Origin of the sequence: Verrucosispora sioxanthis, from assembly GCF_010560025.1 — a bacterium.
Classification (GTDB): Bacteria; Actinomycetota; Actinomycetes; order Mycobacteriales; family Micromonosporaceae; genus Micromonospora; species Micromonospora palythoicola.
Map to the genome: position 1 here is coordinate 11985 of NZ_SAIY01000007.1, position 26911 is coordinate 38895.

The following is a 26911-nucleotide window of genomic DNA, read 5'->3' on the forward strand; positions in this document are numbered from 1 at the left end:
GAAACGTCCGCGTCGGCCACTTGTCGGACGGCGTGACCAGTTGCACTACCCGAAAGTAACCTACGCTGCCGTAACCTATGGGCGTGACCACCTCAGCACGCCCCCGGCTCAAGCCGGTCGACATCGGGAAACCCCGGATGCGCGGCTGGCTGCACACGTACGCCTTCTTTGTCGCCCTGGTCTGCGGCATCGTGCTCTGTTCGATCGCCGCCACCCGCCCGGGCTGGACCCCCCTGATCAGTTCCGCCGTCTACAGCTTCACCGTCTGCGGTCTCTTCGGCACCAGCGCGTTGTACCACCGTCGGGTGTGGTCGACCCGCGGATACGCGGTCATGCGCCGGATGGACCACTCGATGATCTTCCTGTTCATCGCCGGCACGTACACACCGTTCTGCCTGCTGCTGCTGGAGACCCGGTCCGCCGTCATGATGCTGTCGATCGTCTGGGGCGGCGCCCTGGGCGGCGTGGCGCTCAAGCTGATCTGGCCGCACGCCAACCGGTGGATCTCCGCGCCGCTGTACGTCGCCCTCGGCTGGGTCTCGGTGGCGATGCTGCCCGACATCCTGCACCAGGGCGGCGTCACCGCCCTGGTGCTGCTCGCGGTGGGCGGCGCGATCTACACCGTGGGGGCGGTCTTCTACGCGCTGCGCCGCCCCAATCCGTGGCCCACCGTCTTCGGCCACCACGAGTTCTTCCATGCCTGCACCCTGGTCGCCGCCATCTGCCACCACATCGCCATCTACTTCGCACTGTTCGCCTGAAGCCGGAGCACGACGACAGCGGGGGTGGTGAGCCTCGTCGCTCACCACCCCCACTGGGTCCGTCGGGTGCGGGTCAGATCGTGGGACCGGGCCGGCGCACCTCGCGGTACTCCTGGACCACCCGGTCGTCCCGGACCGGCACGGCACGCTCGGCCACCACCCGTTCCTCGCGTACCGGCGCAACGACCGCACGGCGACGCGAGTTCCAGAAGTAGAGGGTCACGATCAGCCCGGCGACACCCGCGAGCATCAGCACCCAGCCGACGACGCTCAGGTTGAGCCAGCCCAGGTCCGCCTCCACGGCGAACGCGAAGATCGCACCCAGCGCGATCAGGAAGATACTGCCACCGATGCCCATCTCGTCGTCTCCTTGGCTATCGAAGCTGGCATTCCACTCCGCCGCGGCCACGGATGAGGTTGCGGCACCGACCGACTTACCCCGGCACGGAGATCGCCAATCGGGCAAGCTGGAGACATGACGGACAGCCCGCCACACGAGCGGACACTGGTGCTGCTGCGGCACGCCAAGGCCGAACCGCCCACCACGGACCGTCCCGACGTCGAACGTCCGTTGGCCGCTCGCGGCCGGGCGGACGCCACGGCGGCCGGGGCGTGGCTGGCCCGGCAGGGGCTGCTGCCGGACGTGGTGCTCTGCTCGGCGGCCGTACGAACCAGACAGACATGGCACGACGTCCAGTCGGGCATCACCGGCGCATCACCGGAGAGCGGGCCGGCCGGCCCGGCTCCGGCGATCCGCTACGAGCCGGACGCCTACGAGGCGCACCCGGAGGATCTGCTGCACCTGCTCCGACAGGTGGCACCTACCGCGACGACGGTCCTGCTGATCGCCCACAACCCGGGTGTCTCACTGTTGTCCGAACTGCTCGATCCGGTCCGGGCGGATCCGGAGGGGTTGCGTACCGGTGGCCTCGTGGTGCACCGTACGGCCGCGCCCTGGGCGGAACTGAGCCGCGGCACGGCCCGGATCGAGACACGACACACCGCACGCGGCTAGCAGGGCCACGTGCGGTGTATGTGGTCGCTCAGCTCGGTGGCGCGGTCGGTGGTGGTGGATCGGGCGGTGGCGGCATCATCGCGGTCGGATGCGAAAGCCGGTTCTCCTCCACGATCAGGGTTCGGGCCCGCTTGCGCCGGTCCTGCCAGAACCAGAGCGTGGTGAGCAGCACGGCCAGCCCGGCCAGGATGAAGACCCAGCCGACCGCCCGCAGGTCGACCCACCAGACGTTGGCCCGGATGGCGAAGGTCAGGATCGCGCCGATCGCGATCAGGAAGATCCCACTACCAATGCCCATGTGCGCGGCACTCCCCCGTGCGGTTGCTCTGGGCGTACTCGGACTGGCCCGCCACGCATACCCACCCACCCCCCAGTTACCCCCACCCAACCCCCACCGACCACCCGTTGATCATGAGATTAGCGGCAGTTCTGGAGATCAACTTCGCCGCTAACCTCATGATCAACAAGACGGGGAGTGGAGTGGGGTGGGGTGGGTGTTAGAAGGCTTCCTCGGGGAGGTCCATGATGTCTAGGTCGGTGGATTCGATGATGCGCCGGTCGGCGCCGATGCGGGGCAGCACCTCGCGGGCGAAGAATCGGGCGGCGGCCACCTTTCCGGTGTAGAACGCCTTGTCCGCCGCGGTCACCTCACCGGTGAGGGCCTTCAGCGCCACGTCGGCCTGCTTCTGCAGCAGCCAGCCGACGACCAGGTCACCGAGGGCCAGCAGGAAGCGGCGGCTGCCGAGCCCGACCTTGTACAGCGCCCGGGTGTCCCCGCTCTGCGCCTCACCCAACCAGCCGGTCATCACGCCGAGGATGTTCTGGATCTCGGCGAGTGCCTTGCCGAGCGCCTGACGCTCCTCCTTGAGCTGGCCGTTGCCCGCCTCGGTGGCGATGAACTCCTGGATCTCGCCGGCCACGGCCATCAGCGCCCTGCCGTTGTCCCGGACGATCTTCCGGAAGATCAGGTCGAGGCTCTGGATCGCCGTGGTGCCCTCGTACAGGGTGTCGATCTTGGCGTCCCGGACGTACTGCTCCAGCGGGTAGTCCTGGAGGAAGCCGGAGCCGCCGAAGGTCTGCAGTGACTCGTGCCCGAGCAGCTCGTACGCCCGCTCCGAGCCGACGCCCTTGACCAGCGGGAGGAGCAGGTCGTTGACCCGCTTGGCGAGCTTGATGGCCTTCTCGTCACCGGCCGCCTCCGCCATGGCGACCTTGTCCTGCCAGGTGGCGGTGTAGAGGACCAACGCCCGCAGGCCCTCGGCGTACGACTTCTGCAGCAGCAGCGAGCGACGCACGTCGGGGTGCGCGGTGATGGTCACCCGCTCGGCGGTCTTGTCCGCCATCTGGGTCAGGTCGGCGCCCTGCACCCGGTTCTTGGCGTACTCCAGGGCGTTGAGGTATCCGGTGGACAGGGTGGCGATGGCCTTCGTGCCGACCATCATCCGGGCGTATTCGATGATCATGAACATCTGCCGGATGCCGTCGTGCTTCTCGCCCAGCAGCCAGCCCTTGGCCGGTACGCCGTGCTCGCCGAAGGTGATCTCGCAGGTGTTGGAGACCTTCAGGCCCATCTTGTGCTCGACGTTGGTGGCGAAGACGCCGTTGCGCTCGCCCAACTCGCCGGTGTTCTCGTCGAAGTGGTACTTCGGGACGACGAACAGCGACAGGCCCTTGGTACCCGGGCCGCCCACACCGTCCACCCCGACCGGGCGGGCCAGTACGTAGTGGACGATGTTGTCGCTCAGGTCGTGCTCGCCCGAGGTGATGAAGCGCTTGACGCCCTCGATGTGCCATGAGCCGTCCGGCTGCGGAATCGCCCGCGCCCGGCCGGCACCCACGTCCGAGCCGGCGTCCGGCTCGGTGAGCACCATCGTGGAGCCCCACTGCCGGTCGATGAAGAGCTTGGCCCACTTCTTCTGCTGCTCGGTGCCCTCGACGTGCAGCACGTGCGCGAAGGACGGGCCGGAGGCGTACATCCAGACCGGCGCGTTCGAGCCGAGCACCAGCTCGGCGAGCGCCCACCACAGCGCCCGGGGGGCGTTGGTTCCGTCCAGCTCCGAGGGCAGGTCCAGGCGCCAGAACTCGGACTCCATGAAGGCCCGGTACGACTTCTTGAACGACTCCGGCAGCGGTGCGGTGTGCGTGGCCGGGTCGAAGACCGGCGGGTTGCGATCGCTGTCCTGGTAACTGGTGGCCAGGTCCTGTCGAGCCAGCCGGTCGACCTCGGCGAGGAAGCTCCGCGCGGTGTCGACGTCGAGGTCGGAGTACGGCTCCTGGCCGAACGCCCGGTCCGCCCCGAACACCTCGAACAGGTTGAATTCGAGGTCCCGAAGGTTGCTCTTGTAGTGGGTCATCTCGCTGGCCCCGCTTCCGGACAGGTGTTACCGATCAGTAACCCTGACTCTATTACTCGCGGGTAGGCAGCGACAAGCCGGTTCCGCCAGTGACAGGCATTACACACCTGCCGTTCGGGTCCGCCGGCCCCCTCCCCTCGATTTCTCACCCTTCGGCGGCGCCGACCTCCCAGCTCGGCACCGCCGCCGTCGTCTTGCCAGGTGAGCCGGTGTACTCCATGAGAACCAGCGCGATGTCGTCGTCGAGCCGGCCGTGCACCCACTCGACGAGGGCGGTCTCCAGCGAGGCGAGGCCGTCGCCGACCGTACCGTGGCCGAGCAGCCGCCAGGCCCGGTCCGCGGTGGGGAAGAATTCGCCGTCCCGCCGGGCCTCGCCCAGCCCGTCGGTGAACAGCAACAACCGGTCACCCGGCTCCAGCCGTTCGACCCTCGGCCGGACCGTGGGCATGAACCCCAGCGGAGGCGCCGGCGCAGGTGGCTCAAGAGAGATCACCGCGCCCCGGCGCAGCAGCAGCGGTGCGGGGTGCCCGCAGTTGACGATGGTGAGCGTGCCGCCGCGCTCCTCGACCAGGGCGGCGGTGACGAAGTCCTCGTCGCCGACGTTGCGCGCCACCGCCCGGTCGAGATCCGCCACCACGGCCCGCAGGTCGGCCCGCTCGTACGCCACGTGCCGGTACGAGCCCAGGACGATGCTCGCCAGCCGGACCGCCTCCAGGCCCTTGCCGCGCACGTCCCCGATGATCATCCGAACGCCGTACGGGGTCTCGATCGCCTCGTAGAGGTCGCCGCCGATCTCGGCCGTGGCGGTTGACGAGATGTACCGGCCAGCCACGGAAAGAGCGCCCACCCGAGGACCGAGCGGACGCAGCACCGCCTGCTGGGCGACCATGGCCAGCTTCGACAGCTCGGCGATCTGCTCCGCCTGCCGCTGCCGTACTGCCGCCACCGCCCCCGCGATGCCTGTGCCCAGCGCGATGCCGGCCACCGCGACCGCGGTGGAGAGCGAGACCGTCCGCTCGGCCAGGGCGAAGGTCGCCCCCAGCACGGAGGCGGCCGCACCAACGCCCAGCACGATCCGCCACGACGCGAGCGCGGCGGCCAGGAACGGCGCGGCGACCATCAGCGCGATGTAGTTCGCCGTACGGCCGTCCGCCAACTCGACCGCCGAGACGATTGCGAGCAGGACGAGGGCCGCGCCGAGGCCGGCGCGGGATCCGGGGCTCAGCGGGCCGCGGCCCGGCTGGAGGAGTTGCGTGCGTACATCCGACAGCATGCCCGATGTAGGTGAGCGAAAGAATGAGCCAGGCCCCTCGGACCAGACGGATCTTGTCGCGAGGAGCCGGAGCCGGAGCCGATCCCGACGCTGCACCGGCTCAGCCGAGCACCTCGTAGCGGACCTCGATGTGACCGAGGTCGAGCGACGCGATCTCGGCGAACGCGGCCCGCGCCAGGTCCAGGCAGCGCCCTTCGATGAACGGACCACGGTCGTTGATCCGAACGGTGACCGACTCGCCGTTGGCCGGGTTCGTCACCCGCACCTTCGTGCCGAACGGCAGGGTCTTGTGGGCGGCCGTCAAGCCTTCCGGATCGAACGTCTCGCCGTTGGCGGTCAGCTGACCCTGCCAGTAGAAGGACGCACCGCAGGAGCCGGTGTCGACCACCGGGCGGGCCGTCGTCTTCTTGGCCGTCGGCTTCGGCTTCGGGCTGGCCGTACGCTGCTTGCTGCGGGACGGTGCCTGCGCGGTGCGGCTCGGCTTCGGGCGGGCCGTCGGGCTCGGCGAGGCGCTGACGCCGGGGGTCGGCGACGCGCTCGGCGAAGCGGGGACACTCGTCGCGGTGGTGGGCGACAGGTCGATCGCGGCCGGTCGCACCGGCTCCGACTCGGCGGTCAGCCGAACGGCACCTACGGTGCCGCCGACGGCGAGCGCGACCGCCACCACGGCGCTGGCCGTGAGCCCGGCCGGCGAGGTGAACCTGCGGGTACGGGAGTGCCTACCAGCCACCAGCCCGGTCCTTTCTCAGCGGGTCAAACCGGGTCGGACCATAACGAGAGAAGCACTTCCGAAGTCAACGTGATCATGGCGCTATGCCCGCAATTGTGGCTATACGTGCAGCCGATCATCCGATCCGGCGTGGGCCGGGCGGGCGGGTGTCCGGCAGGTGCCTGGCGCAGGATGGTGTCATGCCCGCTGAGCTGAGAAGACGTCTCGTCGAGCTGTTCGAGTGGGTCGATCCCGGTCCGGGGGCGAGTCACCTGGTCAGCGACACCTCCGGGTGGTGGCGGGATCCGGGGACGCTCGCCGCGCTGGGGCCGGCGTTGGTGGCGCCGTTCCGGGCCACTCGACCCACGGTGGTCGTGTCCCCGGCGGTCACCGGGTTCCTGCTCGGGCCGTTGGCCGCCACCGCTCTCGGCGTAGGGTTCGTGGCAGCACACAAGCCCGGTGACGGACGGCTGCCCACCGGCTCGCTGACCTGGGCGCAGAGTCCCCCCGACTTTCGCGGTCGCCGGGTGGACCTCGCGGTGCGAGACCGGCACCTGGGTCCCGGAGACCGGGTACTGGTGGTCGACGACTGGGTGGACACCGCCGCCCAGGTACGCGCCGTCTACGACATCTGCGCGTCCCGGGGCGCCGACCCGGTGGGCACCGCCGCCGTGATCGCCACCTGCCCGCCGGCAGTAGCAGCCGACCTACGACTGACCGCCCTCCTAACCACCCCCGACCTCCCCACCTGAACCCCCGGCCGATCCGGCTGATCATGAAGTTGTTGCCCCTCACTTCGGCGTGGCGTGACTACAACTTCATGATCAACGGGGTGAGGGATCGAGGTGGGGGTCAGCGGACGAAGTCCTCGACCACGCTGCAGACCTGGCCGAGCGCCTCGGCGGAGCGGGCCAGCGGCCCGGGCACCATCAGCGCGTGGTCGGCGCCGGGGATCTCCAACACGTGCGGGGTGAGCCGCCTAGCGACCCCGCCGTCCCAGGACGAGTCGGCGGTGCCGCCGACCAGGATGAACGGGGCGGTGGCCCGGCGCAGCGCGTCGACCAGGTCACCCCGGTGCAGCAACGGGGTGAGCCAGACGGCGGGCAGCCCCCGCCCTGCCGCGAGGGGCGCGGCGAGGGTGCCGAGCGACTTGCCGACCAGCAGGTCCGTCCGCTCGGTCAGGGTCGGGGAGACCTGATCACACACCCACCTGCCGATGGTGTCGATGTCGAAGTGCTCCGGCACCTGCCAGGAGATCCCGTGCAGCCCGAAACCGACCCGGCGCAGCGCCTCGCCCAGGTAGAGGAAGAGGGGGTACCGGGTGTCGTACCCGCGTCCCGGGATGAGCACCGCGCGTCGGTCCGCCATGGACATCTCCTTGTCGTCGGCCATCGACCGTACCCCCAATCGCACCCCCGCGGGCCGGCTCGGCGCACCGGGAACGTCGGCGATGTCGCGCCGGGTCCGGGCGGTAGCCTCGACAGGATGTGGCCACGGATCGGCGGTCTCCGCGCACTAGCCCTCGGCACCCCCGGTGACCTGCGGTCGCGCCTCAACAGCCTGGTGCTGGGTGGCGTCAAGACCGCCACCGCCGGCCTGCTCGACGAGTACGCCGAGGAGGACGAGGAACTTGAGCACGTCGGCGAGCGGCTGGTCCTCGTGGACGACGCCGACTCGCTGGTGGCCGTCGTCGAGGTGACCAGCGTCGAGGTGACCCGGTTCGCCGAGGTGCCGTGGGACTTCGCCCGCGCCGAGGGCGAGGGCGACCGCTCGATCGAGGAGTGGCGGGCCGGACACGCCGCCTACTGGGCTCGCGTCGGCACCCCGGTCACCGACGACAGCCAGATCGTCTGCGTACGCTTCCGTCTGGTGTCCGCCGGAGCCGGCGGCATCGCCACCGGCGACCTCGGCACCTGAGCCATCCGGCTCGCAGTCCCGCGCCGCTGCACCGACCCGGCGGTGCGCCGGCTCATCGACGCAGCTCGGGCAGGACACGGGTGGCGACTTCCACCAGGACCGCCTCGTCACCGGCGTACCAACTGCTCGCCCGTGGCCAGTGCGTGATCACATCGGTGAAACCTAGCTTCGCCGCCCGCTCCACCTGATCGGCGAAGAACTGCGCGCTGCTCAACGAGAAGACCGGTGCCGAGTCCAGCGAGAGGTAGCGGTCCAGGCTGGCCGGGTCCCGTCCCTGCGCCGCCAGGGTCGCGTCGAGCCGACTGGTCAACTCGGCCACCCCGGTCCACCAGTCGTCCAGGTCGTCGACGGCGGGCCCGGTGGTCACCCAGCCCTGCCCGAAGCGGGCCGCGATCCGCATCGACCGGGGTCCGTTGGCGGCCACCACGAACGGCGCCCGGGGTTCCTGCACGCAGCCCGGATTGCTCCGCGCGTCGACCGCCGCGAACCAGTCGCCCCGCCAGGTGGTGCCGTCCCGCCGCAGGATGGTGTCGAGCAACTCGGTGAACTCGGCGAACCGGTCCACCCGTTGCCGTGGAGGCAGCGTCTCACCGCCGAGGACGGCGGCGTCGAACCCGATGCCGCCTGCGCCGAGGCCGAGCAGCGTCCGCCCGTCGGAGACGTCGTCCAGCGCGGTCACCTGCCGGGCAAAGGCCGCCGGATGCCGAAAGTTCGGTGAGGCGACGAGCGTGCCGAGACGGATCCGCTTGGTCACCGTCGCGGCGGCGGTCAACGTGGTCATCGAGTCGAACCAGGGCCCGTCCACCAGATCGCGCCAGCCCAGATGGTCGTACGTCCAGGCGTGGTCGAAGCCCCACTCGTCGGCTCGTCGCCACCGGTGCCGCGACACCGACCAGCGCTGGTCGGGCAGGATCACGATGCCTATCCGCATGATCGCCAGCGTACGCGGGGCCATGGTCGCACCTCCGGTTCACGGGCGGGGCCCGGCCCGAGGACCTCTCCTCGGACCGGGCCCCTGGTGGTTCATCGGCGGGCGCGTCAGTCCCGCCGCGCTCACATGAGGGCTTCGACAGCTGCCGGCGCCCGGGTCAGCGTCACCGTGGTCGCAGGAATCTTGACCTGCACGGTCTCACCCTGGTAGTTCGGGTCGTTCGCCCAGGCGCTGCCGGTGACCTCGACCTTCCCCCGCTGGAACGGGGTGGTGCCGGTCGGGTCCGCCGTGGCGGACCACGACGCCGTCTCACCCTGGACGCAGTCGACCCGGCCGCTGAACGGGCCGCGAATGATGACCTTGTTCTTGACCTGGGTGACCAGGCCGCTGAGTTGCACCGTCGCGTCCGCGTTGCAGACCACCGTGCCATGCACCGTGGCCTTGCCGTTCAGCTTGCTGAAGACGCCGTCCGCAGCTGGCGTGACGGTGAACTCCAGCGGAGCCGGCGGCGGCGGATTGCCGATCACGACCCGCCCGCGCAGAGCCGGCGTGCCGCCCTCGCAGTGCTGCTCGAAGGTGGCGTCGAGCCGCTCCACGTAGCCGTGCGGGCCGAAAGCCACGTCGGCGACCACGAACGAGCCCGTGATCGTGTTGCAGCCCCGACCGTTGCCGCTGATGTCGATGCCGGCACCCGCACCACTGAACGGTGCGCGGGTGGCGTCCGGGTAGTTGCCCACGGCGAGCTGCTGCCCAGCCGGCGCCTTTAGGTCCATCGACCACCAGTCACCGTTGCTGCCCTCGATCGACAGGTAGACGCCGCGAAGCTGGTCGTCGGCGCGGATCGACATCCGGTCGCCTGCGGCGACGTCGTAGCTGTAGGTGGCGCCTCCGGTGATGTAGTCGCCGGGGTCACCGGTCATCGTGAAGGTGCCGGCGGTCACCGGCTCCGCCTGAGCCGCAGCCACCCCCGTCAGCAGGCCGGTCGCGGTCACGACGCCCGTGATGAGCGTTGCCGCGATGGCCCGCCTGGTGCGCATGGTCATGGATGCCTCTTTCTCCAGGGAATAGGCGTTCCTCGCTGGAGAGCCTAGGAACGGCGGGCCGGCCGCATGACCCCGAGGGTCAAAGTGGACAGTTGGCTCTCTTCGGCGCTTCGGCACCAATCCGACGCCAGACTGCCGGCCGACGCGCAGGTCCTCAGCGACGGTCACGAGATTGACTGACCGCCCAGACACCACCGGCGATGGCCACCGCAGCCGGCAGGAGGCAGCAGAACGTCAGGACGATCAGGTGCCACGGCTTGAGAGCTCCCATGACCGTGAGGATAGGAATTCCGGGCAATGAGGGACGCGACGCGCCGCAGACCGAGTGCCAGCAGACCGGGATGCCGGCGGGCTATGGGACCACCGCGTCATGAACGACGCCGCAGGGCGCTACCGAGTGGCCCGTGGGGTGCTCGGGGCGACGGAACGTCGAAGGCCCCGGCGGACATGCGTCCTGGCCAGGGCCTTCAGATCCGAGCGGGTGACGGGAATCGAACCCGCACTGTCAGCTTGGGAAGCTGATGTTCTGCCATTGAACTACACCCGCAAGCGAAATCACTCTACCCGAGCCGCCCACGCTGATGCATCCAGGGCTCCACCCCCGCGCGCTGCGCGTCGCGGTCGGTCCGAGACAGCAGGATCCCCGATGTTGCTGCGTCGCGGCGGGCCGGAGGCAGCAACATCACCGAAAGTGCGTGGATCTTGGACTCCGGGCGAGGTGGCCGGACGGACCGGCAAGAAGTTTCAACACCGCAACATATGGCCATGTTCAAATCTGTCTATCGGTTGTAACGTCTGCCCCACGTTTTCCGCACGGCGCGACACAACCCCCCGGTCGCGTCGCCAGAAAGAGGTGGGCATATGGGACTGCGTCCCGTCCTGCTGAACCGGCGTACGGCCGGCATCGCATCGACGTCGCTCGCACTGGTGCTCGGCGTGGCCACGGTCGGCCTCCTGCCGGCCGCCACCACGACCGCGAGCCCGGCGGCGGCCGCCGTCACGGCCGACGAGGTGTGTGAGGATCCGACGGGCACCCTGGCCCGGGCCAAGGGTGGCAGCGCCGTCAAGCACGATCCGAACCAGTTGACCCTCGCCCAGGTGCACCAGCGCGAGGCCGAGTTCGCCGACATCCTGCAAGAGCGCGCCAAGCGAGTTGGCCAACGCACGCTGAGCGCCCAGGCCGCTGCGGCCTCGGTCACCATCCCGGTGGTGGTGCACGTGATTCGCCGCGACACGACCCGGGCCGGCGGAAACATCCCCGACTCGATGATCCAGTCCCAGATCAACGTGCTGAACCAGTCGTTCAGCGGTGCGACGGGTGGCGCCGCGACCGCCTTCGCGTTCCAGTTGCAGAGCATCAACCGGGTGACCAACTCGTCGTGGTACCCGATCCGGCAGGGCTCGTCGGCCGAGCGGCAGATGAAGACCCAGCTGCGGCAGGGCAACAAGGCGACGCTCAACATCTACCTCGGCGCGCTCAGCAACAACCTGCTGGGCTGGGCGACCTTCCCGCAGCGCAGCCTGAACGTGATGGACGGCGTAGTCGTGCTCAGCGAGTCGCTGCCCGGCGGCACCGCCACCAACTACAACCAGGGTGACACCGGCACCCACGAGGTCGGCCACTGGCTGAACCTGTACCACACCTTCCAGGGCGGCTGCTCCGGCAGCGGTGACCAGGTGTCGGACACCCCTGCCGAGGCCTCGCCGGCCAGCGGCTGCCCGACCGGCCGGGACACCTGCTCAAGCTCGGGCCTGGACCCGATCACCAACTTCATGGACTACTCGTACGACGGCTGCATGTACCAGTTCACCCCGGGCCAGGCCACCCGCATGATCAACGCCTGGAACTCCTACCGCGCGGCATAGCGCGTTCACCGCACCGCGTACCGCAGGTGCCGGCTCCGTCGAACGGGGCCGGCACCTGCGCGTGTGGGTCAGGCGGCGCGGCTGTGGTGCCGCCCGGAGTGGGCCGGCACCGGGCGCGCGGCCTGGGGCGTGGCGCCCGCCGGGTCGAGCCAGACCTGGACCGCCGGACGGGCCGCCAGCTCGCTCGGCCCAGCCACCGACTGCTCCCGTCGGGCCAGCATCGCCACGTCGACCGTGAACTCGAACAGGCGCCAGTCGGCGTGCGGGGCGGCCCGCGCCGCGAACGCCAGCCGGGCGACGGTGGCATCGTCCGTGACGGGCCGGGCGCGCCCGGCGACGTACGCCTCGTCGTCGCTCTCCTCCGGCGGAAACGAGTGCAGCGCGTAACGGCCGTCGCGCTCCAGGTCGCGCCGCTTCGGTGAGTCGATCACGAAGCAGTAGAGACCGTCGTCGGTGATCACCGGAGAGACCGGGTGCACCCGGGGTCCGCCGTCGGCGCGGACCGTGGCCAGGTAGCCGAAGCCCGGGCCGTACTGCTGCATGAGAAGGCGGATCCCGTCGGCGAGTCGAGGCTCGTCAGCGGCGAATTCGGACCAGGAAGCCATGCCGACATCCTATCGAACACACGTTCGAAGCGGGTAGCCCGACACGCGTGTCGCATACCGGCAGCTATGGTGTGGCGATGCTGCTCTCCGACCGCGACCTGGTCTCCGAGATCAAGGCGGGCACCCTGGCGCTCGAACCGTTCGAGCCCACCCTGGTGCAGCCCTCCAGCATCGACGTACGTCTGGACAAACTCTTCCGGGTCTTCAACAACCACCTCTACACCCACATCGACCCGGCCACCCGACAGGACGACCTCACCTCCGCGGTCGAGGTGCCCGACGGCCAGGCGTTCGTGCTGCACCCGGGCGAGTTCGTCCTCGCCTCCACGCTCGAGGTCATCTCGCTGGGCGACCAGCTCGCCGGCCGCCTCGAAGGCAAGTCCAGCCTGGGACGGCTCGGCCTGCTCACCCACTCCACCGCCGGCTTCATCGACCCCGGCTTCTCCGGTCACGTCACCCTGGAACTGTCCAACGTGGCAAACCTGCCGATCACCCTCTGGCCGGGGATGAAGATCGGGCAGCTCTGCATCTTCCGGCTCTCCTCGCCGGCCGAGCATCCGTACGGCTCGGCCGTCTACGGCTCCCGCTATCAGGGTCAGCGCGGCCCGACGCCCAGTCGTGCCTGGCAGAGCTGGCGCACCTGGCCCACCCGCTGACACCGCAGATCCTCAGCCGGGCCGGCCGAAACTGTGCACCGGGCTGCTGTCCAGCCGCTTCATCTTGACCGGTTGACCCGCCCGGGAGGCGTGCACCACCCAGCCGTCGCCGACGTACATCCCGACATGGTGCAGGTCCCGGTAGTAGAAGACCAGGTCGCCGGGGCGCAACGCGCCGCGACTGACCGACTCGGTGACCCGGCGCTGTCTCGCCGCGTTGTGCGGCAGTGCGACACCGGCCCGCGACCAGGCGGCCAACGTCAGCCCGGAACAGTCGTACGCGTCGGGCCCCTCGGCGCCCCAGGAGTACGGCTTGCCGATCTGGGCGCAGGCGAAGGTCACCGCCTCGCCGGCCGCACCACCCGGGTAGCTGGCCGGGCAGGGCGCCGGCCGTAGCGGCCCACCACCACCCTTCCCGTACGCCCGCAGCCGGAGCCGTTGCAACCTGTCGATCTCGGCGTCGATCTGTCGCCGCCGCTCGGCGAGATCAGCCTCGGTACGGGTCAGCTCGCCGATCGTGCGGTCCAGGCCGGCCTTGGCCTCGGCGAGTTCGTCGCGCAGGTCACTCGCGTGCCGCACGTCCTGCTGCTGCACGCGGGCGTACCGGTCGAGCAGCCCGAGCTGCTCGACCACCTCGCCCGGCGACCGGCTGCCGAGCAGCGTGTTGACGACCCGGACCTGTTCGCCCTTGTACGCGCGGGCGGCGAGCTTGCCGACCCGGTCCATGGCCTCGTCCACCTGGCGTTGCAGCGGTGCCATCCGGGCGGCCAGCGCGTCCGCCTCCCGCCGCTTGCCGGCCAGGTCCTGCCGGGTTGCGTTGTGCTGCTCGATGACGGGTTCGAGCCGATTCCAGTCCTCGTCGATCTGGCGCTCGATGTCGGCGACCGTGGGCTCGGCCCGGGCCTGCGTCGCGCCACCGACCAGCATCACAGCGGTCGCGGCCAGGCCGGCGAGAATGCAGCGGTACCAGCTGGAACGCGGCGCCGCCGTCGGTCGGCCGGGCATCCCCGGCCGCAGTGACGGTGGCCGCGGGGCATGGTCTGCCACCGGGCTCAGCACTCCTTCTTCCGCTACCGCCTACCGGGTTAGCTGACGGGTTCGGGCGGGAAGGGACGCCCTACCGTGACCGTCACGGATTCACCCCGGGTACCTGGTTCCCCGGCTCGCTGACGAGCGATTCGGCGGTGTCGGACCGTTACCGCCCGGGGTGGGCGGACCTGCCAGCGGCCGACGATTGCCCAGCGTAGGGACGATCGGCGTCGATACGCAACACAACCGCACCGTTACCGTGGGTGCTGATACCCGACAACGGCGAGGGCCCCCGTCGACTTGACCGGGGGCCCTCGGGCGTTCCTACGCGACCGCTCAGCGGACGCTGGTGGCGGCTCAGCCGGGGCGGCGGAAACCGGCGACCGGCATGGTCGTGATGGGCGAGACGTTCACCGGCTTGCCGGCGCGAGCCGCGTGCACCATCTGGTTGTTGCCGAGGTACAGCCCGACGTGGCTCACGTCGCTGCGGAAGAAGACCAGATCGCCGGGACGGGCATCGGCGCGGGAGACGGCCTTGCCCTCGTTCCACTGGGCACCGGTGAAGTGGGTGAGGTAGATCCCCGCGGCCTTGTACGCGTACTGGGTCAGACCCGAGCAGTCGAACGAGTTCGGGCCGGTGGCACCCCAGACGTACGGCTTGCCGACCTGGGCGCACGCGGTCCGGATGGCCGTGCGGGCGGCGTCGCTGACCACACCGTTGATGGTCGGGCAGTTGGTGGTCTTCACCGTCGTCACCGGCAGCGACTTCTCCAGCCGCTTGATCTCGGCGTCGATCTGCTTCTTCTTGGCCGCCAGCTGCTTCTGCTTCGCCTCCTGGTCGGCGATCAGGGCGTCGAGCTTGGCCTTCTGGTCGTCGTACTTCTTGCGGATCTTCATGACGCCTTCGAGCTCGCGGCGCTCCTGCGAGGCGAGCCGGTCGAGGAAGGCCATCTGCTCGCCGAGCTCGTTCGGCTTCGAGTTGAGCAGGACGACACCGATCTCCTTGGACGGGCCGGTGATGTAGTACCGGGAGGCGAGATCGGCCACCCGGTTCATCGCCAGCTCGGTCTCCAGGGCCAGCGGCTGGATCTTCTTCTCCAGGCTCTTCGACTTCTGCTTGTTGACCCGCAGCTGGGAGCGCACCTTGTTGTACTGCTCGATGGTGGGTTCCAGCTTCTGCCACTGCTTGTCGATCTGGGCCTCGATCTCGTCGACCGAGGGCTCGGCGTACGCGGGGGCGGCGAGCAGGCCGGCACCGACCGCGGCGGCGGCGACCAGGACGACCAGCCCGCGGGCGGCCCTACGCAGGCCACCCGGACGGGATCGTCCCGGCGCACGACGATGGAGGGGCATGGTTGCCACCGGCAGCGTCTCCTTTGCAACCGACCACCGGGCGTCCCGCGAGAGGTATGTGGCGGGATCCGACGACCCATGGCGGTCGGTGCCCCACATTAGGGAACGGTAGGTGGGGAATCAAGGCGACCAACGGCTCATTCACCTTTGCGCGACGGTACGCACACAAAGGGTGTCGGCCGATTCGTTATAGTTACGTACGCCAATACAAAACCGGGCGGGGCGGCACTGGATAGGGGTGCCGCCCCGCCCGGTGTGTTCGGGCCGGTCAGCCGGCCACCGGCGTGGTCTCCTCGGCGCCGCCGACCTGCTCGGGCTTGACCGAGCGGAGCAGAACGCTGGCCACGTCGATGACCTCGACCTGCTCTCCGGCACCCTTGCCGTTCACCCCGTCGGTGAGCATCGTCGAACAGAACGGACAACCGACGGCGACCGTCCTCGCCCCGGTGGACATGGCCTCCTCGACCCGGTCCACGTTGATCCGCTTGCCGATGCGCTCCTCCATCCACATGCGGGCACCACCCGCACCGCAGCAGAAGGAGCGCTCGCTGTTGCGGGGCATCTCGGTCAACTCGCCCTGGATCGCACTGCCGAGCACCTCACGCGGCGGGGTGAAGACCCGGTTGTGCCGGCCGAGGTAGCAGGGATCGTGGTAGGTCACCCCGCCGTCGACCGGCTGCACCGGGGTGAGCCTGCCGGTGGCGACCAGATGGGCCAGCAACTGGGTGTGGTGCACCACCTCGAACTCACCGCCCAGTTGGCCGTACTCGTTGCCCAGGGTGTTGAAGCAGTGTGGGCAGGTGGCCACGATCTTGCGCTTGGCCTTCTCCCGGCCCTCGAACGCCTCGTTCAGGGTCTCGACGTTCTGCTGGGCGAGCATCTGGAAGACGAACTCGTTGCCGATGCGGCGGGCCGGGTCACCGGAGCAGGTCTCACCCTCACCGAGGATGGCGAAGGAGACACCTGCCTCGTTGAGCAGGGTCGCGACCGCCCGGGTGGTCTTCTTCGCCCGGTCCTCGAACGCGCCGGCGCAGCCCACCCAGAACAGGTACTCGAAGTCCTCGATCTCACCGACCCGGGGCACCTCGAAGTCGAGCCCCTTGGTCCAGTCCTCCCGGGTGTTCTGCGGCGCGCCCCACGGGTTGCCCTTGTTCTCCAGGTTGCGCAGCATCACGCCGGCCTCGGAGGGGAAGCTGGACTCGATGAGCACCTGGTAGCGACGCATGTCGACGATGTGGTCGACATGCTCGATGTCCACCGGGCACTGCTCCACGCAGGCACCGCAGGTGGTGCAGGACCAGAGCACGTCGGGGTCGATGACGCCACCGGACTCGGCGTCACCGATCAGCGGCTTCTCCGCCTCGGCGAGAGCCAGCACGTCGAGGTGGGCGAGTTGCGCCGCGGTGGCCTTCTCCTCACCGGTCAGGTCCTTCCCACCACCGGCCAGCAGGTAGGGCGCCTTGGCATACGCGTGGTCACGCAGGCTGAGCACCAGCAGCTTCGGCGACAGCGGCTTTCCGGTGTTCCACGCCGGGCACTGCGACTGGCAGCGGCCACACTCGGTGCAGGTGCTGAAGTCCAGCAGCCCCTTCCAGGTGAACTGCTCGACCTGGGCGACGCCGAACTGATCCTTCTCCGGGTCGGCCTCCTCGAAGTCGAGCGGCTTGCCGTCGCTCATCATCGGCCGCAGCGCGCCGAGACCCGAGCCGGCCGCACCCGGCCTGCGCTTGAAGAAGATGTTGGGGAAGGCGAGGAAACGGTGCCAGGCGACACCCATCGTCACGTTCAACGAGATCACGATGACCCAGACCATCGAGATCGAGATCTTGACGAGCGCAGCGACGCTGACGCCGGACTCCCAGCCGGGGAGCGCGGCGCCGACGGCGTGACTGAGCGGGGTGGCCCAGGTGGGGTACTCGAAGTGATCGGTGGCCACCTTGAAGCCCCGGATCAGAAACCCCATGACCAGTACGGCGAGGACGACCGCCTCGACGAAGTAGCCCTGCCACATGGTGGAGCCGGTGAACCGCGACCGGCGTCCCGCCCGGTTCGGCCGATTCGCCAGCCGGATCGCGATCAGGACGCCGATGCCGACCACGCCCAGGATGCCGATCCACTCGGTGACCAACCCGTAGAGCGTCCAGCCGCCGATCAGCGGCAGCCCGCCGGTCGGCGACACCACCTCGAAGTACGCCTCGAGCACCAGCAGCGACAGCACGACGAAGCCGACCATCACGAACCAGTGCGCCGCACCCACCACGCTCCAACGGAGCATCCGGGTGTGCCCGGCGGTCTCCGCCAGCATGGTCCTGGTGCGGCTGATCTTGTCGCCGGAACGGGTCGGATCGGGCTGACCCAGCCGGATGACGGCCACCATCTTCGAGACCGCGCGTACCGCAAGCCACACCGCAACGGCGGTGATGGCGGCCGCGAGGATCGTGGTGACGATCTGGACGCTGCCCATCGAGTTGGCCTCCCGGTCTGCTGCCTGTCGACGGCTCGGCGACCGGCGGCGTCGGTGCGATCGTCGACCAACGCCGCCGCACCTCAACCCGATCGGTCGATGACCTCGCTCCGCTCGGTCATGCAGTGCAGCCTACGCGCAAGGTTACCCAGCAGTAACGTGAGTCATCTCGCACCCGGGGCCACGCTGCCCTTGGCACACCTTAGGAGGCCGGCGGCACCGCCGCTCGGGCGGGCCGCCGGAGGTGCCGGGCAGCCACGGCCTTGAGCTGCGGGTCAGCGCCAGCGGGAGAGCACGATCAGGGAGGCGACCATCGCGCCGAACCCGACCGCCAGGTTCCAGTACCCCAGCTCCATGACCGGGTACTCCTGCTCGGAGAGGTAGTAGACCACCAGCCAACCGATGCCGAAGACGATCAGCGACACCGCCAGAACCGGCAGCCACACCGGGCTGGGCTTGTTGGTTGCCGCGGTCGTCGCCGTCGGGCGGACGTCCGTGGGCGGGGTGTACACCTTCTTCTTGCGGACCTGAGACTTGGGCACGGCGCTCTCCAGAGGGGTTACGACCTCGTCCGGCCTGACAACCGGGCGCGAGGGCGACGGTCCATGGCCAATAATGTTCGACAGCTAGCGTAGTCCGGAACACCCGTCCGATCCACGAATGAGGTGAGACCGGTACCGGGCAGCACCGGAAAACGGCAGCAGGACGACCGACGCCGCGCCCCGCACCGGGTAGCGTCGGAGCGCGACGAGCAGGGGGACTGGCCCGTGGAGTACACGTCCGGCGCAGCGTCGTGGCAGAAGGCGCTGCGACGACTCGTCGCCGGGTTGCTGCCCCGGCGGCCACGTCAGCGCCGCCCGTTCTGGTCGGTAGGTGTGCCGCTGATCGCCCTGGCGGCGGGCCTGCTCTTCACCACGACGGCCACGACGGCGGGCGGCACCGCCCTGCGTGAGGATCGCCGACCCCAACTGACCGAGCTGATCGAGGATCGCCGCGCGCAGGTGGCGGCGAACGAGCAGCGGGCCGCCACGCTGCGCGGCGAAGTGGAAAGCCGGACAGCCGTCCTGGCCAACTCGAACGGCCCGATCCGGGAACAGCAGCAGCGGGCCGACGCCAACCGGGCCGCCGCCGGCTTCACCGCCCTCACCGGCACCGGCCTGACCGTCGAGCTCAACGACGCACCGCAGTTGAGCAATCTGCCCGAAGGTGCCTCCAACGACGACCTGGTCGTCCACCAGGGCGACGTGCAGGCGGTGGTCAACGCGCTCTGGGCCGGCGGTGCCGAGGCGATGTCAATCATGAACGTGCGCGTCCTGACGACCAGCGCGGTACGCTGCGTGGGTAACACCCTGCTGTTGCACGGCCGGGTGTACTCCCCACCTTTCAAGATCGTAGCAATTGGCGATCCCGCCGCACTCCGGCAGGCCCTCGCCGCTTCCGAGGGAGTCCGGTGGTTCAGGGACGCGGTCGACAACTACCAACTCGGCTACTCAGAGACCCCTGGCACCGTCACGGTGCCCGCCTTCGAGGACTCCACCACCCTGCGTTCGGCGACGGTGCCGGCGGTGCCGCAGTGAGCCCCCGGTGAGCCCGCAGTCAGACGGTCGGCACCGCGACCAGACCGACGAGCCCACCGCCTTCCTGCCCAAGGTCGACCGGGCCGAGTCCGCCGACGCCCGGACGGCGGGTGCCTGGCCCGACCCGGTGCTGCCCACCCGGTCCGGACCATCGCCGGCACCGCACGATCCGTCGCCGACCCCAGCTCGGCGGCCGACCGATCAGGCTGCCGCCGGGGGTCGGCTGCCGGACGGCCAGCGGCCGACCAACTCCGGCCGTTTCGACGGGACCGCCGAGCCCACCTCGCCCGCCGGCTCCGGCCGATGGGACCCGGCACCGCCGGCGCACCAGTGGGACACCGCCGCGACCACCGGTCGTGGCGCCAACCAGTGGGATCCGGCACCCGGCGCGCAGCGTCCAGCGGATCCCGACCGCACGGCCAACCAGTGGGACTCCGTGCCCGGTTCGGTTCGTGGCGCATCCGGTCCGCCGCAGAGCGCGGGAGACAACGACCAGTGGCATGGCGTGCCCCTGCCGTCGGGTCAGCCGGACATTCCGGTAGGGCCCACGCCGTGGCACGGCGCCTTCCAGCCCACCCGGCGCCCGAGCGACCCCCAACAGCAGCCACCGAGCGGCAGCCGCCCAACAGCCCCGGACGGCGGTCACGCCGGATCCGGTCATCCGGGCGTCACCGGCACCCCACCGCCCTGGCCCGGCACCCAAACGCCCGGTCCGAGCCGGGCCGGGACCGCACCGACGCCACCCAGCGGTGGCGCGACCTGGCCCGACCGCGAGCCGCCGAGGCAGCCTGGCGGGGCCACGAACCCCGCCACCATACGCCCGGCCACGCCACCGACCGGTCCGTCACCACAGCCGTCGCCAGCCACGCCGAACCCGCAGTTCGGCGCACCCCACGGTGAGCACGCGCCGCGTCCCGGTGCCGGCCAGGCCGGCACCGCAGCGTCGGCACCGCAGCCGCCACGCCCCGGTCCGGGCAGCCTGCCGGCGCAGCGCCAGCATCGCAGGCGCCGTTCGTCGGACCGGCGAGCACCAACGGCCCGGTCCAGCCGCCGCGTCCCGGCCAGCCAAGTCAGGACAGGTCGGCACCGCAGTCGCCACATGCCGGGCAGGCCGGCCAGGACAGGCCCGCCGGGAACGGTTCGGCGTACCCGGTGCCGGGCCAGCCGCCGGCCGTACCGTCCTGGTCCGCCGAGAGTCGGCGCGCAGCGGGCGTCGAGCCGGCACGGCAGTCGCCGGAACGCGGACCCGGTCAGAGTGACTGGTCCGGTGAGGGCCCGACCGCGCTGATACCGAAGGTCGGCGACGTCGCCGGTCCGGCAGCCGGCCGGGGACGGAGTCGACCAGGGCGACTCAGGCGACGAACGGCCATCCCGGCACTGCGGCCGTCCCGGGCAGCCCGGCGGCCACGGACCGTCCGGTCAACTCCACCTCGGGTCAGCAGGCCCGCCCGGCGGCACCCGGCCAGCCGACGGCACCGGGGCAAGCTCCCGCACCCGGCCAGCCGTCCGCAGCCGGCCAGCCGTCCGCGCCGGGCCGGTCGGCCGACCCGGCGGCGACCGCCCTCATCCCGGCGGTCACCGCCGCCAGGCCGAGCGCTCCGCCGGTCCTGGACTCGACCGCCCTGATGGGTGCCGTACCTCGGCCGCCCAGGAGCGAGGAACCGTCGGACGGTGCCGACCAGCCCGCCGAGGCACCGAAGCCGCGGCGTGGCGACCGGGTGGTGCAACTACGCCCCCACCAGACGGGTGAGGGCTACAAGAGCGTCTACTCGGAGCTGACCCGACCGTCGCTGTGGTCCCGGGTACGCACCGGTCTCCGGTTCAGCGGCGAACTGCTGATCACCTTCGGCCTGGTGGTGCTGCTCTTCGCCGGCTACGAGATCTGGGGCAAGTCGGCGATCGTCGACGCCCACCAGGGCGAGCTGAGCGAGCAGTTGGCCCAGGCGTGGGCACCCGAGCCGGTGACGGACCCGACGGTGTCCGCGTCGGCCAGCCCGTCCGCCAAGCCGAAACCTGCGGTGCAGGGCACCCCGATCGCCGGCCTCTACATTCCGAAGTTCGACAAGGAATGGATCGTGGTCGAGGGGGTCGGCCAGCAGGACATCCGGTACGCGCCGGGGCACTACCCGGACAGCGCCATGCCGGGCCAGGTGGGCAACTTCTCCGTGGCCGGGCACCGGAACCGGGCCACCTTCTGGCGGCTGGACGAGCTGCGTGAGGGCGACCCGATCCTGGTCGAGGGCCGCAACGAGTGGTACGTCTACCAGGTGACCGAGAGCCTGGTCGTGAAGCCGACCCAGGTCGAGGTGGTGGCTCCGGTGCCGGGTCGTCCGGGCGAGAAACCGACCAAACGGATGCTGACCCTGACCACCTGCAACCCGAAGTTCGACAACTACGAGCGGTTGATCATTCACGCCGAGTTGACGCGTACCCAGCCGAAGGCCGAGGGACGCCCGGCGGAGCTGGGGACCTGACGATGTACGCCTGGATCTGGCGCAAGCTGCCCTTCGGGCTGCCCGGCAAGCTCGTCGGCAGCCTGCTGCTCGCCACCACCATGGTGGCGTTGCTGTGGTACGTGGTGTTTCCCTGGGCGGAACCGCTGCTGCCCTTCGACGACGTGCAGGTGACCCAGGAGGACTCCGGCGTACCGGGCGGGCCGGACGGCGACGTCGGGCCCGGGGACGACGGCGCGGTCGAGGACGCCCCACCGGGCGACGAGCACGACCTGCCGTACGACACCGACCGGAACAACACCCCGCCACCGGACGAGGACGAGTGAGCCCGATGCGCGTCCTGGTGATCGACAACTACGACTCGTTCGTCTTCAACCTCGTGCAGTACCTCGGCCAGCTCGGCGTGGAGTGCGAGGTGCGCCGCAACGACGAGATCGAGGTGGCCGAGGTGGGCCGGGTCGGTGCGGCCGGCGTCCTGCTCTCCCCGGGACCGGGCACCCCCGACCGGGCTGGCGTCTGTCTCGACGTGATCCGCGAGTACGCCGGCAAGCTGCCGATCTTCGGGGTGTGCCTGGGTCACCAGGCCATCGGCGAGGCGTTCGGAGCGACCGTCACCCGGGCTCCGGAGCTGCTGCACGGCAAGACCTCGGAGGTCCGGCACGACGACACCGGCGTCCTCGCCGGGCTGCCCGACCCGTTCACGGCGACCCGCTACCACTCGCTCGCCGTGCTGCGGGAAACCCTGCCGACCGAGCTGGAGGTGACCGGCTGGACGGCCTCCGGGATCGTGATGGCGATGCGACACCGCACGCTGCCGATCGAGGGCGTCCAGTTCCATCCCGAGTCGGTGCTGACCGAGGGCGGGCACCTGATGCTGGCCAACTGGCTCGCCGCCTGCGGTCACCCCGAGGCGCTGGAACGCGCCCCGGAACTGGCCGCCGAGGTCGACGCCCGCCGCCGCGCCGCCTTCGCCACCACCTGAGAATAAGGTCTCGGGGTCGTCACTCCGGTCCCTGGCGGCGGTCAGCGGGCCAGCGCGTCGGAGACGGCGGGATCGGCGGGTGAGGTGACGGCCGGTGGCCGATCGCGGACGCGTCCCAGGCCGCCTTGCCGCTGGCGAGGTAGTCCCGGGCCGCCTTGCGCACCAGCAGGCCGGTGCCGCAATCCGAGCAGCGGGCGGTCACCCCGTCGGCGTCGATGCCGACATGCCGGCACAGCGTCACCGCCCGGGACAGGTGATACGACTGGGTGACGACGAGGGCACGCTCGATGCCGTACACCTGGCGGGCCCGCAGGCAACTGTCGTACGTGTCCAGCCCGTTCGGGTCGGCGACGACGCGCTGGGGATCGACGCCGAGCTGCTCGGTCAGGTGAGCGGCCATGATCGCCGGTTCGTCGCCGGACTGGCCCGCACCGTCGCCGGATACGAGCACCACCCGGGCCTTACCGCTGCGCACCAACTCGGCGGCGGTCTCCAAGCGGCCGGCGAGCCGGACGCCCGGCAGTCGACCGTCCTCCGTCACGGCCGTACCCAGCACGATCACCACGTCGGCGGTCGGAGCCTGCGCCGCCGGGTGGACGTGGCCACGCGCACCGACTGTCGTCCAGAGCCAGGGCAGACTGACGGTCAGCAGCAGCGCGACAAAGACCGGTACGGCCAGCCGCAGCAGGCGTCGCCGCCGGCGCTTCACCAGGTCGACCGAAGGGGTCGGCGGCGTCACTCCCCGAGACGGAACGGAGAGAAGGAGGGCAGGAGCCCGCCGCCGCCACCCTCGTCGTCATCGTCCGGCGGCGGCGTGGTGGGAGCACCGGTGGTCGGCGGGGTCTGGGTCGGCGGATCGGGATCCTCCGGCTCCGGCACCGACACGATGATCTTCACCGTGCTGCCCTTGGTGCGCTCGGCGTTGGCGTTCGGACTCTGGTCGACCACCCGCCCGGCCTGATCGGCGGGCACCTCCGGACCGAGTTCGGTGTCGACCTCGAAGCCGGCACGCTCCAACGTCCGCTTCGCCTCGGCCTGGGGCAGGCCGACGACCGAGGGCACCGCCACGACGTTGCCCCTGGACACGGTGAGGGTGATCTCAGTGCCCTCTGCGACCTTCTCACCCGATGGCGGATCGACCTTCAACACCTGGCCTTCGGTGGCCGAGTTGTTGACTTCCTCGATCTTGACATCGAGTTTGAGGTTCTCGAGCTGCGTCTGCGCGGCCTCCCGCGTGCTGCCGACAAGGCCGGGTGGGATGGTCACCTCGGGCTTGCCACCGCAGATGCGTACGGTCACCGTGCTGTTCGGTTCCGCCCGTTCGCCGGGGGGTGGGGACTGGTTGGTGACCGTCCCCTCCTTGCAGTCCGAGGTGAACTCCGGATCGCCGAGTGCCGGCACGAAGCCGTCCCGCTGGATCTGGGCGAACGCGTCGTCCTGGCTCAGCCCGGTGACCGTGGGCACCGCGACGTCCTGCGGCTCGTCGCGCTGGTTCAGCAGCAGGGCGGCGACCAGGGCGATCACCGCGAGCACGCCGAGCGCGGCGAACGTGGCGATCAGCCAGGACGACGCCTTGCGCTGACGCGGATCACCCACTCGGGCGGGAATCTGCCGGGTCTGCGTCGCGCCCCCCGCCGGGTAGCCCGGGTGGCCGGCCGCGGCCATCGCCACGGTCTCGTCCTCGCGCATCACCGGGGTCGCCAGCACCGGCCGGCCGGCTGCCGCGCGGAGCAGGTCGGCCCGCATCTCCCCGGCGCTCTGGTAGCGGTTGAGCGGGTTCTTCGACAGTGCCTTGAGCACGATCGCGTCGACCGCCGGGTTGACATCCGGATTGATGTCGCTCGGGGTCGGCGGAGCCTCCCGCACGTGCTGGTACGCCACGCTGACCGGGCTGTCGCCGACGAACGGCGGATGCCCGCAGAGCAACTCGAAGAGCACGCAGCCGGCCGCGTACACATCGGAGCGGGCGTCGACCGCCTCGCCGCGCGCCTGTTCCGGGGAGAGGTACTGCGCGGTGCCGATGACCGCGCTGGTCTGCGTCATCGTGGTGGCGCCGCTGGCCAGCGCCCGGGCGATGCCGAAGTCCATCACCTTGACCTGGCCGGTCTGGGTGAGCATCACGTTGCCCGGCTTGATGTCGCGGTGGATGATGCCGTGCCGGTGGCTGAAGTCCAGCGCGGCGCAGATGTCGGCGGAGATCTCCAGCGCCCGCCGGGGCTGCAACCGGCCCTCGGCGCCGAGCACCTCCTTCAGCGTGCGCCCGTTCACGAACTCCATCACGATGAACGGCAGGGTCTCGCCGGTCGGCGCCTGCTCCTCACCGGTGTCGTAGACGGCGACGATGGCCGGGTGGTTGAGCGAGGCGGCGTTCTGCGCCTCCCGCCGGAAACGCATCTGGAAGGTGGCGTCCCGCGCCAGGTCGGCGCGGAGCATCTTGATCGCGACGTCCCGGCCGAGCCGCAGGTCACGGCCGCGATGCACCTCGGCCATGCCGCCGTACCCGAGCAGCTCGCCGACCTGGTACCTGCCACCGAGCAGGCGGGCCTGCGCTGTCATCGCGTCTGTCGTCCTTCGCTCGTCGTCGTCACGTCGCCGCCCGGTCGGGGCTGATCCAGTCGACGGTACGCCGTATCGACCAGATCGTCTCGCCCGTCAGGCCGCAGCGCGTCGGACGTCACCGTTGGCACGGAAAGTGTCCCCGGCGTGCCCGCGCCGAGGTTGTTCCGCAGTTGGTAGGAAATCACGCCGGAGCAGATGAGGACCAGTGCGCCAAGCATGATGACCAGGAAGACCATGCCGGATCGTGACCGTCGGGGTACCGGGCGTGACGGTCCGGGCTGCGGAGCGTACCCGGGCGGGACCGTGGCCGCCCCGCGCGGGTAGCCGGCGGCGGCCGGTGCCACTGCGGTGGGACGGTGCGGGGCAGCCGGTGGGTGGCTCGGCGGCGGTCGGTGCCCCATGGCCGGCGGATGCGCCGGGGCCGGGGAGTGCGGGGCCGCCACCGGACGCGGTGCCTGCGGCGGCGGAACCTGCGCGCGGCCGGGTGCCGGGGAGGCCGGCGCGGCGGAGATCGGTGCGGCCTGCCCACCGGCCCGGGCCTGCCGGGACAGCGCGGTCTTCAACTGCCGGGCCGCACCGGCCAGCGTCGCGGCGCTCGGCCAACGATCCTTCGGGTCCTTCGCCAACGCCCGCTCGACGAGCGCGCGGACCTGGGGCGGGATGTCGGAGGGCAGCGGCCGGGGCGTCTCCCGGACGTGCCGCATCGCGATGTCGAGAGGGTTGTCACCCTCGAAGGGCCGCCGTCCGGCGAGGCACTGGTAGGCGACCACGCCGAGCGCGTAGACGTCGGAGGCGGGGGTGGCGACCTGGCCGGTGGCCTGCTCCGGCGAGATGTACGACGCGGTGCCGAGCACCGAGCCGGCCGCGGTGAGCTGCCCGACCAGGTCCGACCGGGCGATGCCGAAGTCGGTGAGCACCAGCGTGCCGTTGGGGCGGACCAGCAGGTTGCCGGGCTTCACGTCCCGGTGCACGATGCCCTTCACGTGCGCGGCGTGCAGCGCGTCGGCGGCCTGGGCGACGAGCGCCATGGTCCGCGCCGGGGTGAGCCGGCCGACCCGACTCAGCGTCGCCGACAGGGGATCGCCCTCGACGTACTCCATCACCAGGAAGGCGATGTGCTGGTCGTTGCCGAAGTCGTAGACGTCGACCACGCCGGGGTGGTTGATCGTGGCCATGGTGCGGGCCTCGCCGCGGAACCGCTCGGCGAAGCCGGGCTCGTCCAGCAACGCCGGGAGCAGGCTCTTGACCGCCACCGTACGACCGAGCACCTGGTCGGTGCCGCGCCAGACGTCGCCCATGCCGCCGCTGGCGATCCGCTCGTCGAGGCGGTAGCGGTTACCGAGTTGGACCCCCGGACTGAGCAT

The 26911-nt window shown here is 70.5% G+C and carries 26 protein-coding genes, 1 tRNA gene, 1 pseudogene and 1 riboswitch; of the genes and pseudogenes, 10 read left to right on the forward strand and 18 right to left on the reverse strand.

What is annotated here, in order from left to right; genetic code table 11:
- Positions 1-83 precede the first annotated feature (83 nt).
- Complete coding sequence (gene trhA / locus ENC19_RS20215; protein ID WP_164448695.1) at positions 84-761, forward strand: PAQR family membrane homeostasis protein TrhA; 678 nt, start codon at positions 84-86, stop codon at positions 759-761.
- Positions 762-834: 73 nt separating this feature from the next.
- Here trhA and ENC19_RS20220 read toward each other — a convergent pair whose 3' ends face one another.
- Positions 835-1119: a DUF6458 family protein gene (locus ENC19_RS20220; protein WP_164448696.1), complete on the reverse strand. Its 285-nt coding sequence runs from the start codon at positions 1117-1119 to the stop codon at positions 835-837.
- Positions 1120-1236: 117 nt separating this feature from the next.
- On the opposite strand from ENC19_RS20220, the gene ENC19_RS20225 reads away from it, so the two are divergent.
- A complete protein-coding gene (locus ENC19_RS20225; protein WP_164448697.1) occupies positions 1237-1776 on the forward strand; it encodes a SixA phosphatase family protein in 540 nt (179 codons plus the stop codon).
- Positions 1777-1804: 28 nt separating this feature from the next.
- Here the strand turns inward: ENC19_RS20225 and ENC19_RS20230 are convergent, their stop codons facing one another.
- From ENC19_RS20230 to ENC19_RS20245, 4 genes are all read right to left on the reverse strand, one after another.
- Positions 1805-2074: a DUF6458 family protein gene (locus ENC19_RS20230; protein ID WP_043961115.1), complete on the reverse strand. Its 270-nt coding sequence runs from the start codon at positions 2072-2074 to the stop codon at positions 1805-1807.
- 199 nt (positions 2075-2273) lie between these two features.
- Positions 2274-4130 carry an acyl-CoA dehydrogenase gene (locus ENC19_RS20235; RefSeq protein ID WP_164448698.1) on the reverse strand — a complete coding sequence of 619 codons (1857 nt, stop codon included), beginning with the start codon at positions 4128-4130 and terminating at the stop codon, positions 2274-2276.
- A 145-nt stretch (positions 4131-4275) separates the two neighbouring features.
- Complete coding sequence (locus ENC19_RS20240) at positions 4276-5403, reverse strand: PP2C family protein-serine/threonine phosphatase (protein WP_164448699.1); 1128 nt, start codon at positions 5401-5403, stop codon at positions 4276-4278.
- 100 nt (positions 5404-5503) lie between these two features.
- On the reverse strand, positions 5504-6133 hold the full coding sequence (locus ENC19_RS20245; RefSeq protein ID WP_164448700.1) for a septal ring lytic transglycosylase RlpA family protein: 630 nt from the start codon (positions 6131-6133) through the stop codon (positions 5504-5506).
- A gap of 179 nt (positions 6134-6312) precedes the next feature.
- Between ENC19_RS20245 and ENC19_RS20250 the strand changes: the two genes are divergently transcribed.
- A complete protein-coding gene (locus ENC19_RS20250; RefSeq protein ID WP_164448701.1) occupies positions 6313-6864 on the forward strand; it encodes a phosphoribosyltransferase family protein in 552 nt (183 codons plus the stop codon).
- A gap of 100 nt (positions 6865-6964) precedes the next feature.
- On the opposite strand, the gene ENC19_RS20255 is transcribed toward ENC19_RS20250, so the two are convergent.
- Positions 6965-7480: an alpha/beta fold hydrolase gene (locus ENC19_RS20255; RefSeq protein ID WP_164448702.1), complete on the reverse strand. Its 516-nt coding sequence runs from the start codon at positions 7478-7480 to the stop codon at positions 6965-6967.
- Positions 7481-7597: 117 nt separating this feature from the next.
- Here ENC19_RS20255 and ENC19_RS20260 point away from each other — a divergent pair, with 117 nt between their 5' ends.
- Complete coding sequence (locus tag ENC19_RS20260) at positions 7598-8029, forward strand: ASCH domain-containing protein (RefSeq protein ID WP_164448703.1); 432 nt, start codon at positions 7598-7600, stop codon at positions 8027-8029.
- A 52-nt stretch (positions 8030-8081) separates the two neighbouring features.
- On the opposite strand, the gene ENC19_RS20265 is transcribed toward ENC19_RS20260, so the two are convergent.
- From ENC19_RS20265 to ENC19_RS20275, 3 genes are all read right to left on the reverse strand, one after another.
- Positions 8082-8984 (reverse strand): LLM class flavin-dependent oxidoreductase, encoded by a 903-nt coding sequence (locus tag ENC19_RS20265; RefSeq protein WP_164448704.1) that lies wholly within the window; start codon positions 8982-8984, stop codon positions 8082-8084.
- 98 nt (positions 8985-9082) lie between these two features.
- On the reverse strand, positions 9083-10003 hold the full coding sequence (locus ENC19_RS20270; protein ID WP_164448705.1) for a hypothetical protein: 921 nt from the start codon (positions 10001-10003) through the stop codon (positions 9083-9085).
- Positions 10004-10479: 476 nt separating this feature from the next.
- Positions 10480-10550: transfer RNA gene (locus ENC19_RS20275), tRNA-Gly, on the reverse strand.
- 314 nt (positions 10551-10864) lie between these two features.
- Between ENC19_RS20275 and ENC19_RS20280 the strand changes: the two genes are divergently transcribed.
- Positions 10865-11869 (forward strand): zinc metalloprotease, encoded by a 1005-nt coding sequence (locus ENC19_RS20280; RefSeq protein WP_164448706.1) that lies wholly within the window; start codon positions 10865-10867, stop codon positions 11867-11869.
- A 68-nt stretch (positions 11870-11937) separates the two neighbouring features.
- Here ENC19_RS20280 and ENC19_RS20285 read toward each other — a convergent pair whose 3' ends face one another.
- Entirely contained in the window at positions 11938-12474 is a 537-nt protein-coding gene (locus tag ENC19_RS20285) for a pyridoxamine 5'-phosphate oxidase family protein (RefSeq protein ID WP_164448707.1), read from the reverse strand.
- Positions 12475-12551: 77 nt separating this feature from the next.
- On the opposite strand from ENC19_RS20285, the gene dcd reads away from it, so the two are divergent.
- Entirely contained in the window at positions 12552-13130 is a 579-nt protein-coding gene (gene dcd, locus ENC19_RS20290; protein ID WP_093409429.1) for a dCTP deaminase, read from the forward strand.
- Between the two features lie 12 nt (positions 13131-13142).
- Here the strand turns inward: dcd and ENC19_RS20295 are convergent, their stop codons facing one another.
- The 4 genes from ENC19_RS20295 to ENC19_RS20310 all read right to left on the reverse strand — a co-directional run bounded on the left by ENC19_RS20295 (position 13143) and on the right by ENC19_RS20310 (position 18518).
- Positions 13143-14177, reverse strand: coding sequence for an NlpC/P60 family protein (locus ENC19_RS20295; protein WP_164448708.1), 1035 nt, complete (start codon positions 14175-14177; stop codon positions 13143-13145).
- Positions 14178-14189: 12 nt separating this feature from the next.
- Positions 14190-14324, reverse strand: a riboswitch (cyclic di-AMP (ydaO/yuaA leader).
- A 192-nt stretch (positions 14325-14516) separates the two neighbouring features.
- Positions 14517-15512 (reverse strand): C40 family peptidase, encoded by a 996-nt coding sequence (locus ENC19_RS20300; protein WP_164448709.1) that lies wholly within the window; start codon positions 15510-15512, stop codon positions 14517-14519.
- A gap of 268 nt (positions 15513-15780) precedes the next feature.
- Positions 15781-17976: a (Fe-S)-binding protein gene (locus ENC19_RS20305; protein WP_164448710.1), complete on the reverse strand. Its 2196-nt coding sequence runs from the start codon at positions 17974-17976 to the stop codon at positions 15781-15783.
- A 275-nt stretch (positions 17977-18251) separates the two neighbouring features.
- Positions 18252-18518 carry a cell division protein CrgA gene (locus ENC19_RS20310; protein WP_093409169.1) on the reverse strand — a complete coding sequence of 89 codons (267 nt, stop codon included), beginning with the start codon at positions 18516-18518 and terminating at the stop codon, positions 18252-18254.
- Between the two features lie 225 nt (positions 18519-18743).
- Between ENC19_RS20310 and ENC19_RS20315 the strand changes: the two genes are divergently transcribed.
- On the forward strand, positions 18744-19553 hold the full coding sequence (locus ENC19_RS20315; protein WP_164448711.1) for a DUF881 domain-containing protein: 810 nt from the start codon (positions 18744-18746) through the stop codon (positions 19551-19553).
- Between the two features lie 844 nt (positions 19554-20397).
- Here ENC19_RS20315 and ENC19_RS20320 read toward each other — a convergent pair.
- Positions 20398-20553: a hypothetical protein gene (locus ENC19_RS20320; protein ID WP_164448712.1), complete on the reverse strand. Its 156-nt coding sequence runs from the start codon at positions 20551-20553 to the stop codon at positions 20398-20400.
- Positions 20554-20854: 301 nt separating this feature from the next.
- On the opposite strand from ENC19_RS20320, the pseudogene ENC19_RS20325 reads away from it, so the two are divergent.
- The 3 genes and pseudogenes from ENC19_RS20325 to ENC19_RS20335 form a co-directional block, all read left to right on the forward strand.
- Positions 20855-22027: pseudogene (locus ENC19_RS20325) on the forward strand (class E sortase); the annotation flags it as partial.
- 2 nt (positions 22028-22029) lie between these two features.
- Positions 22030-22332 (forward strand): hypothetical protein, encoded by a 303-nt coding sequence (locus tag ENC19_RS20330; protein ID WP_164448713.1) that lies wholly within the window; start codon positions 22030-22032, stop codon positions 22330-22332.
- A gap of 5 nt (positions 22333-22337) precedes the next feature.
- A complete protein-coding gene (locus tag ENC19_RS20335) occupies positions 22338-22988 on the forward strand; it encodes an aminodeoxychorismate/anthranilate synthase component II (protein ID WP_164448714.1) in 651 nt (216 codons plus the stop codon).
- A gap of 19 nt (positions 22989-23007) precedes the next feature.
- On the opposite strand, the gene ENC19_RS20340 is transcribed toward ENC19_RS20335, so the two are convergent.
- The 3 genes from ENC19_RS20340 to ENC19_RS20350 are packed head-to-tail and all read right to left on the reverse strand — an operon-like array spanning position 23008 to position 26911.
- The gene (locus ENC19_RS20340; RefSeq protein ID WP_328824313.1) at positions 23008-23727 is read right to left on the reverse strand and encodes a SanA/YdcF family protein; all 720 of its coding nucleotides are present in this window, start codon (positions 23725-23727) and stop codon (positions 23008-23010) included.
- Entirely contained in the window at positions 23724-25544 is a 1821-nt protein-coding gene (gene pknB / locus ENC19_RS20345; protein ID WP_164448715.1) for a Stk1 family PASTA domain-containing Ser/Thr kinase, read from the reverse strand. Before pknB ends, ENC19_RS20340 begins: the two co-directional genes overlap by 4 nt.
- Positions 25541-26911 (reverse strand): serine/threonine-protein kinase, encoded by a 1371-nt coding sequence (locus ENC19_RS20350; protein WP_164448716.1) that lies wholly within the window; start codon positions 26909-26911, stop codon positions 25541-25543. The genes pknB and ENC19_RS20350 overlap by 4 nt, the downstream gene beginning before the upstream one ends.

Excerpts from the sequence above, each read along its gene's own strand:
- ENC19_RS20220 (WP_164448696.1), bottom strand. The coding sequence starts at position 1,119 with ATGGGCATCGGTGGCAGTATCTTCCTGATCGCGCTGGGTGCGATCTTC.
- ENC19_RS20225 (WP_164448697.1), top strand. The coding sequence starts at position 1,237 with ATGACGGACAGCCCGCCACACGAGCGGACACTGGTGCTGCTGCGGCAC.
- ENC19_RS20230 (WP_043961115.1), bottom strand. The coding sequence starts at position 2,074 with ATGGGCATTGGTAGTGGGATCTTCCTGATCGCGATCGGCGCGATCCTG.
- ENC19_RS20235 (WP_164448698.1), bottom strand. The coding sequence starts at position 4,130 with ATGACCCACTACAAGAGCAACCTTCGGGACCTCGAATTCAACCTGTTC.
- ENC19_RS20240 (WP_164448699.1), bottom strand. The coding sequence starts at position 5,403 with ATGCTGTCGGATGTACGCACGCAACTCCTCCAGCCGGGCCGCGGCCCG.
- ENC19_RS20250 (WP_164448701.1), top strand. The coding sequence starts at position 6,313 with ATGCCCGCTGAGCTGAGAAGACGTCTCGTCGAGCTGTTCGAGTGGGTC.
- ENC19_RS20255 (WP_164448702.1), bottom strand. The coding sequence starts at position 7,480 with ATGGCGGACCGACGCGCGGTGCTCATCCCGGGACGCGGGTACGACACC.
- ENC19_RS20260 (WP_164448703.1), top strand. The coding sequence starts at position 7,598 with ATGTGGCCACGGATCGGCGGTCTCCGCGCACTAGCCCTCGGCACCCCC.
- ENC19_RS20265 (WP_164448704.1), bottom strand. The coding sequence starts at position 8,984 with ATGGCCCCGCGTACGCTGGCGATCATGCGGATAGGCATCGTGATCCTG.
- ENC19_RS20270 (WP_164448705.1), bottom strand. The coding sequence starts at position 10,003 with ATGACCATGCGCACCAGGCGGGCCATCGCGGCAACGCTCATCACGGGC.
- ENC19_RS20280 (WP_164448706.1), top strand. The coding sequence starts at position 10,865 with ATGGGACTGCGTCCCGTCCTGCTGAACCGGCGTACGGCCGGCATCGCA.
- ENC19_RS20285 (WP_164448707.1), bottom strand. The coding sequence starts at position 12,474 with ATGGCTTCCTGGTCCGAATTCGCCGCTGACGAGCCTCGACTCGCCGAC.
- dcd (WP_093409429.1), top strand. The coding sequence starts at position 12,552 with ATGCTGCTCTCCGACCGCGACCTGGTCTCCGAGATCAAGGCGGGCACC.
- ENC19_RS20300 (WP_164448709.1), bottom strand. The coding sequence starts at position 15,512 with ATGCCCCTCCATCGTCGTGCGCCGGGACGATCCCGTCCGGGTGGCCTG.
- ENC19_RS20305 (WP_164448710.1), bottom strand. The coding sequence starts at position 17,976 with ATGGGCAGCGTCCAGATCGTCACCACGATCCTCGCGGCCGCCATCACC.
- ENC19_RS20320 (WP_164448712.1), bottom strand. The coding sequence starts at position 20,553 with ATGCTGGCGCTGCGCCGGCAGGCTGCCCGGACCGGGGCGTGGCGGCTG.
- ENC19_RS20330 (WP_164448713.1), top strand. The coding sequence starts at position 22,030 with ATGTACGCCTGGATCTGGCGCAAGCTGCCCTTCGGGCTGCCCGGCAAG.
- ENC19_RS20335 (WP_164448714.1), top strand. The coding sequence starts at position 22,338 with ATGCGCGTCCTGGTGATCGACAACTACGACTCGTTCGTCTTCAACCTC.
- pknB (WP_164448715.1), bottom strand. The coding sequence starts at position 25,544 with ATGACAGCGCAGGCCCGCCTGCTCGGTGGCAGGTACCAGGTCGGCGAG.
- ENC19_RS20350 (WP_164448716.1), bottom strand. The coding sequence starts at position 26,911 with ATGCTCAGTCCGGGGGTCCAACTCGGTAACCGCTACCGCCTCGACGAG.